Source organism: Pseudomonas sp. F-14 TE3623 (assembly GCF_053629015.1).
Window position 1 is genome coordinate 2,049,359 of sequence record NZ_JBRJHM010000001.1, and the last position, 12,372, is coordinate 2,061,730.

Annotated in this window: 13 protein-coding genes; 3 read left to right on the plus strand and 10 right to left on the minus strand. The window is 58.1% G+C overall.

Translation table 11 applies throughout. The features are described from left to right. Nucleotides 1-1,560 (minus strand): AmpG family muropeptide MFS transporter, encoded by a 1,560-nt coding sequence (locus tag AB7M29_RS09245; RefSeq protein WP_217856699.1) that lies wholly within the window; start codon nt 1,558-1,560, stop codon nt 1-3. Between the two features lie 44 nt (nt 1,561-1,604). Continuing rightward, on the minus strand, nt 1,605-1,958 hold the full coding sequence (locus AB7M29_RS09250; RefSeq protein ID WP_007940587.1) for an MGMT family protein: 354 nt from the start codon (nt 1,956-1,958) through the stop codon (nt 1,605-1,607). A gap of 166 nt (nt 1,959-2,124) precedes the next feature. Between AB7M29_RS09250 and AB7M29_RS09255 the strand changes: the two genes are divergently transcribed. Then, on the plus strand, nt 2,125-3,132 hold the full coding sequence (locus tag AB7M29_RS09255) for a DUF481 domain-containing protein (RefSeq protein WP_217856698.1): 1,008 nt from the start codon (nt 2,125-2,127) through the stop codon (nt 3,130-3,132). 165 nt (nt 3,133-3,297) lie between these two features. Here the strand turns inward: AB7M29_RS09255 and AB7M29_RS09260 are convergent, their stop codons facing one another. Continuing rightward, nucleotides 3,298-3,507 carry a cold-shock protein gene (locus AB7M29_RS09260; protein WP_002554837.1) on the minus strand — a complete coding sequence of 70 codons (210 nt, stop codon included), beginning with the start codon at nt 3,505-3,507 and terminating at the stop codon, nt 3,298-3,300. Nucleotides 3,508-3,861: 354 nt separating this feature from the next. Between AB7M29_RS09260 and dcd the strand changes: the two genes are divergently transcribed. Both dcd and AB7M29_RS09270 read left to right on the plus strand, forming a co-directional pair. Continuing rightward, nucleotides 3,862-4,428 (plus strand): dCTP deaminase, encoded by a 567-nt coding sequence (gene dcd / locus AB7M29_RS09265; RefSeq protein WP_007904652.1) that lies wholly within the window; start codon nt 3,862-3,864, stop codon nt 4,426-4,428. 107 nt (nt 4,429-4,535) lie between these two features. Continuing rightward, nucleotides 4,536-4,745: a hypothetical protein gene (locus AB7M29_RS09270; protein ID WP_008060697.1), complete on the plus strand. Its 210-nt coding sequence runs from the start codon at nt 4,536-4,538 to the stop codon at nt 4,743-4,745. Between the two features lie 196 nt (nt 4,746-4,941). Here the strand turns inward: AB7M29_RS09270 and AB7M29_RS09275 are convergent, their stop codons facing one another. The 7 genes from AB7M29_RS09275 to AB7M29_RS09305 all read right to left on the minus strand — a co-directional run bounded on the left by AB7M29_RS09275 (nt 4,942) and on the right by AB7M29_RS09305 (nt 12,200). Further along, the gene (locus AB7M29_RS09275; RefSeq protein WP_052966407.1) at nt 4,942-5,706 is read right to left on the minus strand and encodes an ABC transporter ATP-binding protein; all 765 of its coding nucleotides are present in this window, start codon (nt 5,704-5,706) and stop codon (nt 4,942-4,944) included. A 13-nt stretch (nt 5,707-5,719) separates the two neighbouring features. Beyond that, a complete protein-coding gene (locus tag AB7M29_RS09280; protein WP_454246738.1) occupies nt 5,720-6,838 on the minus strand; it encodes a succinylglutamate desuccinylase/aspartoacylase family protein in 1,119 nt (372 codons plus the stop codon). Nucleotides 6,839-6,850: 12 nt separating this feature from the next. After that, on the minus strand, nt 6,851-7,561 hold the full coding sequence (locus tag AB7M29_RS09285) for an ABC transporter permease (protein ID WP_052966409.1): 711 nt from the start codon (nt 7,559-7,561) through the stop codon (nt 6,851-6,853). After that, a complete protein-coding gene (locus tag AB7M29_RS09290; RefSeq protein ID WP_217856695.1) occupies nt 7,558-8,286 on the minus strand; it encodes an ABC transporter permease in 729 nt (242 codons plus the stop codon). The genes AB7M29_RS09285 and AB7M29_RS09290 overlap by 4 nt, the downstream gene beginning before the upstream one ends. A 56-nt stretch (nt 8,287-8,342) precedes the next feature. Next, nucleotides 8,343-9,125: a transporter substrate-binding domain-containing protein gene (locus tag AB7M29_RS09295; RefSeq protein WP_038979216.1), complete on the minus strand. Its 783-nt coding sequence runs from the start codon at nt 9,123-9,125 to the stop codon at nt 8,343-8,345. 358 nt (nt 9,126-9,483) lie between these two features. Beyond that, on the minus strand, nt 9,484-11,172 hold the full coding sequence (locus tag AB7M29_RS09300; RefSeq protein ID WP_454246739.1) for an ATP-dependent DNA ligase: 1,689 nt from the start codon (nt 11,170-11,172) through the stop codon (nt 9,484-9,486). Then, complete coding sequence (locus tag AB7M29_RS09305) at nt 11,169-12,200, minus strand: ligase-associated DNA damage response exonuclease (protein WP_454246740.1); 1,032 nt, start codon at nt 12,198-12,200, stop codon at nt 11,169-11,171. Before AB7M29_RS09305 ends, AB7M29_RS09300 begins: the two co-directional genes overlap by 4 nt. Nucleotides 12,201-12,372: the final 172 nt, after the last annotated feature.

The following is a 12,372-nucleotide window of genomic DNA, read 5'->3' on the forward strand; positions in this document are numbered from 1 at the left end:
CTACGATTCTTCCGCGACCTGGGTCTGAACCGGTTCCGGCGTCGGTGTCGGGCCCGCGCGGCGGTTTTCCTGGAACCAGTGCAGCGCGATCAACAGGAGAGTCGGAACGCCCAGCAGGGCAGTGATCAGGAAGAAGTTGTGATAACCGAATTTCTCCACCATGACCCCTGAGTAACCGCCGATCAGGCGGGGCAGCAGGAGCATGATCGAGCTGAGCAGGGCGTACTGAGTGGCGGAGAACTTAAGATTGGTCAGGCTCGACAGGTAAGCGACAAATGCCGAAGTCGCCAGGCCCGAACTGAAGTTATCCAGTGAAATGGTGACAATCAGCATCTGCAGATTGGCCCCCATATCCGTGAGCATCAAGAACAGCAGGTTAGTGCCGGCCGATGTCACACCGCCGATGAACAGGATGGGCAGAATGCCAAAGCGCACGATCAGCAGGCCGCCCATGCCGGCGCCGACCAGCGTCATGATCAGGCCGAAAATCTTGCTGACACTGGCAATCTGATCCTTGGTGAACCCCTGGTCGATGTAGAACACGTTGGCCATCACGCCCATGACCGTATCGGACATCCGATAGGTGGCGATGAGCCCGAGCAGTAGCAGGGCTTGCCAGCGGTAACGCAGGATAAAGTCGTTGACCGGCGTCAGCACCGGAGCCAGGCCACGGCGACCCATGGCCGACAAGCACAGGCCGGTCAGCGTGATATAGAGGATCGCCCGCAGGAACGCGCGGTCTTCGAGCAGCAGGTCGAGCACGCTGGCGCCTTCGAACAGTACGCTGGCGAAGTCAGTGTTATAGAGCTGAGTGAACATGGCCGGTACGGACACCAGCAGCACGATCAGCACGAACACCGATGCCAATTGGTGCACAAAGCTATAGCGTCCGGCCTGCAATTGAGTACGCAGAGGCACCGGCGGTTCGCGCATGAATAGAGTGGTCAGCAACGCCGGGACCATCAAGACGCCGAACAGCACGTAGGTGCCGGTCCACGCCGCATGCTTATAGTTGAAACCGGTGGAGCCGAAGCCTTCGGCGAAGAACAGTGCGCCGGCCGTCGCCAGCAGGGCCGCGACCCGATAACCGGCCATGTAGCTGGCTGCCAACGCGGCCTGACGGCTTTCATCGGCGATTTCCAGGCGATAGGCATCGACGGCGATGTCTTGCGTCGCCGAGGCGAAGGCGACGACCACGGCGATGGCAATCAGCCAGGAAAGGTGCTTTTGCGGGTCGCAGAATCCCATACCGATCAGGCCTAGAATCACCAGTGCCTGGGCCAGTACCAGCCAGGAGCGTCGTCGACCGAGCTTGCCGAGCAATGGCAGGCGCCATTGGTCGAGCAGCGGGGACCAGACCCACTTAAAGGCATAGGCCAAGCCGATCAGGCTTGCATAGCCGATGGTTTCGCGGGCAACACCGGCCTCGCGCAGCCAGACTGAAAGCGTCGAAAACACCAGCATGTAGGGCAGGCCGGCGGCGAAACCAAGCAGCAACAGCACGAGCGTCGAGGGGCTGGCATAGGCGGCGAGCGCGGCGCGCCAGGTTTTACGGGGCATGGGCTGGAGTCTGCCTCAAGAATTACGGAAACAAAGCGCGCACTCTAACCGCTGTGCTCTACCGGGCGCCACCCATGACGCTGAATATCAACACGATTGTTCAGGACACTGATGCCTTCCATGCGCAATCGGGCCCGTTGTTCATCCCCTGAAGGGCTGCCCACGGGCAGGCTGATCCGACCGCCGGCACCCAGCACGCGGTGCCAGGGCAATTTAGTGTCGCCGGGCAATTGGCTCAGTGTTCGCCCGACCCAGCGGGCAGCACGACCCAGTCCGGCCAGCTCGGCGAGCTGGCCATAGCTCACGACTTTGCCCTCGGGCACTTGTGCCAGGGTCAGGTAGAGCGCCGTGCGTCGGATTTGCGCCGCGCTTTCGGTTTCAGCGGTTGAGTCGGTCACGTCCCGGGTTTCCTGAAAAATGCGCAATTGACCGTCTGTAGAGTAAATCCTGAATTGCCTATTGAGAAATGAACTCAATAGAAATAGTCGGGTCAGTCCTTGTCATGGCCTTATTCGTAAGGATAATGCCGACTTTTTTTCGCAAAGTTGAGCCTTCGATTCGCTTATGTTGTCCAGAACCTTGCTGTGCGTCGCTGTCGTCAGTGCTTCCACTCCCTTGCTCGCCGATACCGTCTGGTTAAAGAACGGTGACAAATTGAGCGGCAAAATCACCGTCTTCGATGGTGGCAAACTGCTGATTCAGACCGAGTACGCGGGCGCGGTCCCGATCGACTGGAAACAGGTCAAAACCCTGGAAAGTGATCAGCAACTGTTGGTCAAACAGGATGCCTATACCGGAGAGAAGGCCAAGGCGCTGCATGCGGCAGAAGACGGCAAAGTCACCCTGGCCAACGGCGATGGCCCCAAGACCGTGGAGCTGGCCAGTATCCAGCAGATGCTCAAGCCCAAGCCGGTGGTTGAGGATTTGGTGTGGAAAGGTAATGTCGACATGGCGCTGGATTATCAGCGGGCCGAAAAAGATACTGATGATTATGACGTTGGTTTCAAAACCACCGCGCGTCATGGTCGGTGGCGTCATACGGCGGAAGGTGAGTACAACCGCGAGTTCCAGGATGACGTCGTCACCACTGATAACTGGCGTGCCGAATATTCTCTCGACCGATTCCTCACCGAGAAGTGGTTCTGGCAAGGGCGTTTGAATTACAAGCGTGACCAGATCGAAGAGCTCGCCCGCCAGCGCACCATCGGTACCGGCCCCGGTTATCAGTTCTGGGATAACGAGCTGGGCGCCTTCTCCTTGGGCTCGCTCCTGAACAACACGGACTATGAGTATTCCAACGGCAAGAAGGAAAACTTCTACTCCCTGGCGATGAAGTGGGACTACAACCGTTATCTGGTCGGCAAGAAGGTCGAGTTCTTCACCAATGGCGAGGTCGGCAAGCCGCTGTCGGGCGTGGCGGATTACGCCCTCGATGCCGAAGTAGGCCTGCGCTACAAAGTCACCGATTGGGCGTCGCTGAACCTGAAGGCCGAGAAAGACATCATCAGCGGTAGCGATGAGGCTGACCTGAGCAAGACTCGATATACCGCAGGTTTTGGCGTGACCTGGTAACACTGAAAGATCAAAAGATCGCAGCCTTCGGCAGCTCTTACACAGGATTGAGGTACACCCTGTAGGAGCTGTCGAAGGCTGCGATCTTTTTTGGCCATGCAAAACACACAGGCACAAAAAAGCCCCGCTTTTAAGGGCGGGGCTTTTTACTAAAGCAGTTACAAGTTAGATAACTTGAACTTCTTCAGCTTGCATGCCTTTCTGACCGCGGGTAGCGATGAAAGAAACCTGTTGGCCTTCTTTCAGGCTTTTGAAGCCGTCGGATTGGATAGCTTTGAAGTGAACGAACAGGTCGTCACCGGATTGTGGAGTGATGAAGCCGAAGCCTTTTTCATCGTTGAACCACTTAACGGTACCGGTTTGGCGATTAGACATGGTGTAACTCCTTGAACAAAGATAACTGCGACGCAGGAAGAACCCTGGCCGAGACTGAGTGCAAAGAGCAGGAAAAATTCTTGTAGATGGTTGGATCGAAATTCAACATATCGTGTAGAGATTCTCAGTGACACAAGCAGCACAGTGGCGCCACCTTAACCCTTTTTCCGGAACGTGCCAATGGTTCTTGCGAAGGTTTCTCTGTTTTCATGACTGACGGTGCATCGAATAGCGGTGAAGGCCCGGAATTCACGGGGGATCGTCGAGAATTGTCTCCCGGACTTTGAACCCGGAGCGCCTGCCCGGTAAGATGCCGGACAGAATTTTTCCACCTCGCTATTCAGGACACCCGCCATGAGCATCAAATCGGACAAGTGGATTCGCCGCATGGCGCAGGAACACGGCATGATCGAGCCTTTCGTCGAGCGTCAGGTGCGCGGCAGCGACGATAGCCGTGTGATCTCCTACGGCGTGTCCAGCTACGGCTACGATGTGCGTTGCACCAATCACTTCAAGGTGTTTACCAACATCAATTCGGCGATCGTCGACCCGAAAAACTTCGATGCTGGCAGCTTCGTCGACATCCACAGCGACGTGTGCATCATTCCGCCGAACTCCTTCGCTCTGGCCAGCACCGTCGAATACTTTCGCATCCCGCGTAACGTATTGACCATTTGCCTGGGTAAAAGCACCTACGCGCGTTGCGGCATCATCGTCAACGTCACGCCGCTCGAGCCTGAGTGGGAAGGTCACGTGACCCTGGAGTTCTCCAACACCACCAATCTGCCGGCGAAAATCTACGCGAACGAAGGCGTGGCGCAGATGTTGTTCCTTGAGTCGGACGAAGAGTGCGAAGTCTCCTACAAGGACCGTGGCGGCAAGTATCAGGGCCAGCGTGGCGTGACCCTGCCGCGTACCTGAGTCAGCCGTCTGACAAACCGTTGGAATTCCTGAGCGGGCGTACACTCTATGGAATGTACTGCTCCGATTCGCGCAAGGCGGATCGGGCCATCGCTCAGGAGTGCTTCATGAAGATCGATCCGCGAATAAGTGCCGAACTGGCAAGGCTTGAGCCCAATCAGGTTGGCGTGCTGGCCTGGTCCTTGTTGGCACATCCGCCAGTCAGCATGGCAGGGGGAATCCCCGGTCAGCCTGATCCCGACACCCCCAACGAACAGCCGACAGAGCCCGGAGAGCCCACGCTGCCGGATGAGCCACCTCCTGCGCCTGTGGCTTGATCCCTGTCGCTGAAAATAGATGGCCAGTCAGCTGATATCTGTAAAAGATTTCAGCTGACTGGCCATATTTTTTTATCGCCTATGACAAAGATCGCCCGTGAAAGCGGTTTTTCAGCCACATCGATGCTGTAGGTGCCGACGTCTTCGCGGGCAAGCCCGGCTCCCACAGGGTTCGATGTTGTTCATGGAAGGTGGGTTACTTGAGGTTGCCGCTGAGGAACTGTTTCAGTCGCTCACTCTTCGGATTGCCCAGTACATCCTCCGGCGCCCCTTCTTCTTCCACCAGCCCTTGGTGCAGGAATAGCACCTGGCTCGATACCTTGCGGGCGAAGCTCATTTCGTGGGTGACCATGATCATGGTCCGGCCTTCTTCGGCCAGGCCCTGGATCACCTTGAGCACTTCGCCCACCAGTTCCGGGTCGAGCGCCGAGGTCGGTTCGTCGAACAGCATGACTTCCGGTTCCATGGCCAGTGCGCGGGCAATGGCTACCCGTTGTTGCTGGCCGCCCGAAAGGAACGCCGGGTACTGATCTGCCACGCGTGCCGCCAGGCCAACCTTGTCGAGGTAACGCCGGGCGCGGTCTTCGGCCTCTTGCTTGCTGCAACCCAGTACCCGGCGCGGGGCCATGGTGATGTTTTCCAGCACCGTCATGTGGCTCCACAGGTTGAAGTGCTGGAACACCATGGCCAGGCGGGTGCGGATCCGCTGCAGTTCATCTGCATCGGCCACGTGCATGCCGTGGCGATCCTTGATCATGCGGATCGACTGGCCGTCCAGGCTCATGGCGCCGTCGTTGGGTTGTTCGAGAAAGTTGATGCAGCGCAAAAAGGTGCTTTTGCCCGAGCCGCTGGCGCCGATCAGGCTGATGACGTCGCCGGTTTTGGCCTTGAGCGAAACGCCTTTGAGCACCTGATGATCGCCATAGCTTTTATGCAGGCCTTCAATGGTCAGTTTGTACATGGGGCATGCATCCTCAAGGCGAAAGTAGGTAGCCGCTGCGATAGGCTTCGGTGCCCGCGACGTGGGCGATCACCATACCGGCAGTGGCCATGCGCCGCAGCGAACGGGCGTACATCAGCCCGGCGGCGGTGCAATGAACAGGGGTGACGCGATCATTGATCGGGTCGATGATTTCGGCGATCAGTTGCCCGGCCTCCAGATATTCCCCGGGAAGGGCCGTGAACACCAGCAGCCCGCCCACGGGTGTCGCCACCGGTTCAACGCCGGCCAGCGGCGTGGCTGGGTAGGGCAGCTCAGGCAATGGCGCCGGCTCACCGGCAATCGCACCGAAATGAATCAGGTAATCGATCAGCGCCTGGCAGTCGAGGCTGGCCAGTGGGTGATTGACGTCACCCTGGCCGCGTAATTCGATGGTGACTGAAAAACTGCCCAGCGGAATCTCGAACTGCTCGCCGAAACGCTCTTTCAACTGCCACCAAAGCAGGGTGAAGCACTCATCGAACGACTGACCACCCGAATCGGTAGCGAGCAGGCTGGCTTCGGAACCGATGTAGCGCGCCAGCGGCTCGACCTGCGGCCAGGCCTCGGGCGTGGTGTAAAGGTGCGCCACGGCTTCGAAATCGCAATGCAGGTCCAGCACCATGTCTGCATCGCAGGCCAGCCGTTGCAGGGTCAGGCGTTGGGATTGCAGTTGCGTGCCTGCGGTCTGCCGCGCCAACGCCTTGCGCAGGCTGTCGCGGATCAGTTCGAGGTTACGTTGCGGATCGTCGCCGAGCAGGCCTTCAATCTCGTTGCCGACTTCTTCACTCAAGTCGACGAACCAGCGATTGAAGTTCTGCCCGCTTTCCAGCTCGTAGCGGCCCAGTGGAACGTCCATCAACACTTGTTCCAGGCCGATCGGGTTGGCCACGGGCACCAGCACGATTTCGCTACGCAGCCGGCCGGCGGCTTCCAGCTCCGCCAGACGTTGCTTGAGGTGCCAGACCACCAACATGCCGGGCAATTCATCGGCATGCAGGGAGGACTGGATGTAAATCTTGCCTTTGGCCGACTGCGGGCCGAAGTGGAAGCTGTGAATCTGTCGCACGGTCCCCGGCAGCGGGGCCAGCAGGTCATGAATCTGGTGGCGCATGTACGAGTTGTCCTAGTGAGTCGGCCCGAGGAAGGCAAGCCATCGGCGTTCGGCGAGGCGAAACAGGCCGACCAGCGCAAAGGTAACGGTCAGGTAGATCAGCGCGGCGATGCCAAACGACTGGAATGTCATGAAGGTTGCCGAGTTCGCATCACGAGCGACTTTCAATACATCCGGGATAGTCGCGGTGAACGCCACGGTGGTCGAGTGCAGCATCAGAATCACTTCGTTGCTGTAATAAGGCAACGAGCGACGCAGGGCCGACGGCATGATCACGTAGGCATAAAGCTTCCAGCCTGTCAGACCGTAGGCCTTGGCCGCTTCGACCTCACCGTGGGCCATGCTGCGAATCGCCCCGGCGAAGATCTCCGTGGTGTAGGCGCAGGTGTTGAGGGCGAACGCCAGGATTGTGCAGTTCATCGCATCGCGAAAGAACGCATCGAGGATTGGCTGGGCACGCACGGCTGCCAGGCTATAGATGCCGGTGTAACAGATCAGCAGTTGTATATAGAGCGGCGTACCCCGAAACAGATAAGTGTAGAACTGCACCGGCCAGCGGACGTAGACCTTGGGCGAAACCCTGGCGATGGACAGCGGGATCGACACCACAAAACCGATGAAGATCGACGCGCTGAGCAGCCACATGGTCATGGCCAGACCAGTGATGTTGTAGCCGTCGGTATAAAGGAAAGGTCTCCAGTATTCCTGCAAGAGTTCGATCATCGTACCGCCTCCCGGGAACCGGCGGCGTAGCGGCGTTCGAGCCAGCGCAGGACGACATTGGAGGCACTGGTGATCAGCAGGTAAATCAATGCGGCAAGCACCAGGAAGTAGAACAGTTGATAAGTGCTTTTACCGGCGTCCTGTGCGGCTTTGACCAAATCGGCGAGGCCGATGATCGAGACCAGCGCGGTGGCCTTGAGCATCACCATCCAGTTATTACCGATGCCCGGCAGGGCGAAGCGCATCATTTGCGGGAACACCACGATACGAAAACGCTGACCGCGTTTGAGGCCATAGGCAGTGGCGGCTTCGACTTGGCCCCGCGGTACGGCGAGGATCGCGCCACGGAAGGTTTCAGTGAAGTACGCGCCATAAATGAAGCCCAGGGTGATGACCCCGGCGCTGAACGGGTTAATTTCGATGTATTCCCATTCCATGAAATCGGTAAATGAGGTCAACCAGGTTTGCAGGCTGTAGAAAATCAGCAGCATCAGCACCAGGTCTGGAACCCCGCGAATCAGCGTGGTGTAGATCTGGGCAGGTACGCGCACCAGTTTGACTTTTGACAGCTTGGCACTGGCGCCGAGCAGACCGAGCAATACGGCCAGTAAAAGTGACAACACCGATAATTTGATGGTCATCCAGGTGCCTTCCATCAGCAACGGACCGAAGCCCTTGAGGCTGAAGGCAGAGAGCCCCAGGCTTTGTAATAGGTTTTCGAACATAAATCAGCAACCTGATCGGGTAAAAAAAGCGCCCATCGCGAGATGGGCGCCGGGCATTATTTGCCGCTGTACAGATTCAGATCGCCAAAGTGTTTCTTCTGAATGGTGGCGTAGGTGCCATCGTCGTGTAACGCTTTGATACCTTTATTCAAAAGGTCTTTGAGGTCTTTGTTACCTTTAGAGATACCGATAGCTGTTTTCGACGGCAGCAATTCGCTGTCGACCGGCTTGCTGACTTCGTAGCCTTCGCCTTTTGGTGACTTCAAGAAGCCCAGTTCGGCTTGCAGCATGTCCTGGATTGCTGCGTCGAGGCGACCGGACATCAGGTCCGAATACACCTGATCCTGGTTCTGATAGGCCTGGGTTTTCACGCCAGCCTTGTCCAGTACGGCCTTGGCGTAAGCTTCCTGGATGGTGCCTTGCTCATAGCCGACGGTCTTGCCCTTCAGCGAAGCAACATCTTCGCTCAGGCCGGAACCTTTCTTGAAGACATAAGCGGTTGGGCCGGAGAACAGCTCGTCGGAGAAGTCGATGACTTTTTCGCGGGCCGGGGTGACGGTCATCGAAGAGATCACACCGTCGAATTTATTGGCTTTCAAACCCGGAATCATGCCGTCGAAATCGCTTTCGACCCATTTGCACTTGACCTTCAGTTCGGCGCAGATTGCATTGCCCAAGTCGATGTCGAAACCTACCAGGCTGCCGTCGGCTGCTTTGGACTCGAACGGCGCATAAGATGGGTCAACGCCAAAACGCAATTCTTTGTATTCCTTGGCCAGCGCGGAGCCGGCAGCCATGCACAACGCCAGTGCAGAAAGGGTCAGCAATGCTTTTTTCATTATTCAATCCCTAAGAACCAATATGAGCGCTTGTGGCGCAGAAGTACTGTTACTGGAAAGCGTAAGACCTATTCAAAGTAGCAATTTCCGAACCAGAGTCCCGAACAAGCGTTTAAAAGGTAATACAAGAAGTGGCAAAGCGCGATGTGTGCACGAAAATGGGCATCGCCAAATTCCTGCGCCAGGATGGTGCCAAGTGTGGGAAGCCACTGCCAGATCAGTAGCCACAATCCATGTGGGAGCGGGCTTGCTCGCGAAAGCGGTGTGCCAGGCAACATTGATACTCCCTCTTCGCGAGCAAGCCCGCTCCCACAGGTTCTGCACCTTAACTGACCTGTATTGGGGCACAGAAATCAGGTCAGGCGAGCAAATCCTGCAACGTCGCCAAGCTGTCAGCGTCCTCCACCGACTTGTCCTGCCGCCAACGCAGCATCCTCGGAAACCGCACCGCAATCCCGCTCTTGTGCCGTTTCGACAAGGCAATGCCTTCGAATCCCAGCTCAAACACCAAGGTCGGCTTCACACTACTCACCGGTCCGAATTTTTCCACCGTGGTCTTGCGTACGATGCTATCGACCTGCCGCATTTCTTCGTCAGTCAACCCGGAGTAGGCCTTGGCGAAAGGCACCAGTGTTCGCTCGCGGGCAGAGGGCGGGCCGTCCCACACAGCGAAGGTGTAGTCGGTGTAGAGACTGGCCCGACGGCCATGGCCCTGTTGGGCGTAGATCAGCACCGCATCGACGCTGAACGGGTCGACTTTCCATTTCCACCACACACCCATGTCCTTGGTCCGCCCGACGCCATACAGCGCATCGCGGGCCTTGAGCATCATGCCTTCGACGCCCAGTCTGCGGGAGGCCTCTCGTTGGCGGGCGAGGTCGAACCAGTCTTCGCCGGTCAACACGGGCGAGCTCAGTAACACCGGGTTTGCGCAGGTGAGGATGAGTTGTTCCAGCTGAGTGCGGCGCGTGGCTTGAGTCTGGTTACGCCAATCCTCACCCTGCCATTCCAGCAGGTCATAGGCCTGGACGACCACGGGCACTTCATCGAGGATTTTTTTGCTCAGCATTTTACGGCCGATCCGCTGTTGCAACAGGGCGAAAGGCTGCACGGAAGGGGACGACGGCGATTGTGGGTCGAAGGCGTCCTTGGTGCCTGGTTGTGTGGCTTGCCAGGCGACGATTTCTCCGTCGATCACCGTACCGTCGGGTAAGCCATGAACCAGGCTTTCCAGTTCGGGGAAGCGTTCGGTCACCAGTTCTTCACCTCGCGACCAGATCCACAGGCGCCCATCGCGCTTGACCACTTGGGCGCGGATGCCATCCCACTTCCATTCCACTTGCCAATGACTGGCCGGCCCCAGCAGGGCGTCGAACTGCTCGACCGGGTGCGACAACGCATGGGCGAGGAAAAACGGGTACGGCTGGCCACCTCGGTGGGCATGTTCATCGGGTGATTCGGGGGCGATCAGCTTCAGGTAACTGGCGGCGCTTGGGCGGTTAGATAGATCGGTATAACCCACCAGCCGCTGGGCCACGCGCTTGCTGTCGAGCCCGGCCATCGCCGCCAAGGCGCGGGTGACCAGCAATTTGGAGACACCGACACGGAAACTGCCAGTGATCAATTTGATGCACAGCATCAGACTCTGGCGATCCAGTTGCGCCCACAGGGCGGGCAAGCATTCGGCGAGGGTCGGCGGGGGCGCGTTACGCAGCGGCAGCAGTTTGTCTTCAATCCACACCGCCAGCCCATCGGTGGATGTGTGGTGCGTTTCAGGCAGCACCAGCGAAATGGTTTCCGCCAGATCACCGACGGCCTGATAACTTTCTTCGAACAACCAGGGTGAGAGCCCGGAAAATGCGGTTGCCATTTCCCGCAGCATTCGTACCGGCACCAATTGCCGAGGTCGTCCACCGGACAGAAAGTACACCGCCCAGGCGGCGTCTTCAGGCACGGCCTGGGCGAAATAGCTTTGCATCGCCGCCAGTTTGGCGTTGCTCGAGGTGGTGGCATCGAGCTCGGCATACAAGTCGGCGAAGGCTTTCATGCCAGCACCTCAGCGCTCTCGGGTTCGAGGACTGTGGTGTCTTCATCATCGCCGTATTCGGTGCTGAAACTCATGGCATCGAGGCCCTGTTCGCGCAGATGGCGCACCAGCACTCCAATCGAACCATGGGTGACGATCACGCGTTCGGCTCCGGTTTGTTCGATGGCCCAGAGCAGACCGGGCCAGTCGGCGTGATCGGACAGCACGAAACCGCGGTCCACGCCGCGCCGCCGCCGTGTCCCGCGCAAGCGCATCCAACCGCTGGCGAAGGCATCGCTGTAGTCACCGAAACGCCGTACCCAAGGGCTGGCACCCGCCGAAGGCGGCGCGAGGACCAAGGCTTTGCGCATCATCGGGTCATGTTTTTTTACTTCGCCGGAATAGATCGTTGGCGGTAAATAAATGCCGCTCTCGCGATAAATCCGATTGATGGGCTCAACCGCGCCATGTACCAGAATGGGACCGAGGCTGGCATCGATGCCGTGGAGAATCCGCTGAGCCTTGCCGAAGGAATAGCAGAACAGCACGCTGGTTTTGTCGGCAGCGGCGTTGGTCTGCCACCACTGATTGATCTCGGCAAAGATCTGCGTCTGGGGTTGCCAGCGGTAAATCGGCAGGCCGAACGTCGATTCCGTGATGAACGTGTGGCAGCGCACCGGTTCGAACGGCGCACAGGTGCCGTCGGGTTCGGTTTTGTAATCCCCCGAGGCGACCCAGACTTCTCCGTCGTATTCCAGGCGCACCTGGGCCGAGCCGAGCACGTGGCCCGCGGGGTGAAAGCTCAGTTTTACGCCGCGGTGCAGCAATGGCTCGCCGTAGTGCAGAGTTTGCAGGTTGATGTCCTGGCCCAGACGCGCGCGCAGAATGCCTGCACCCGGTGCCGCCGCCAGATAATGTTGATTGCCACGGCGAGCATGGTCGCTGTGGGCATGGGTGATTACGGAGCGTTCGACCGGCTGCCATGGGTCGATATAGAAATCACCGGGCGGGCAGTACAAACCTTCAGGACGAGCGATAACAAGGTCCATGTTGTTACCCAAATGGGGAGGCCTGCTAGCTAGGAGGTTTGCGCGAGACGAGAGTTCTATTTATTTTTGAGGAAGAATGGAGGCGTTAATCAGGCCGCTATCGCGAGCAGGCTCGCTCCCACATTCAATCGAGTTCTGTCAGAAAGAATGCGAACAAATGTGGGAGCGAGCC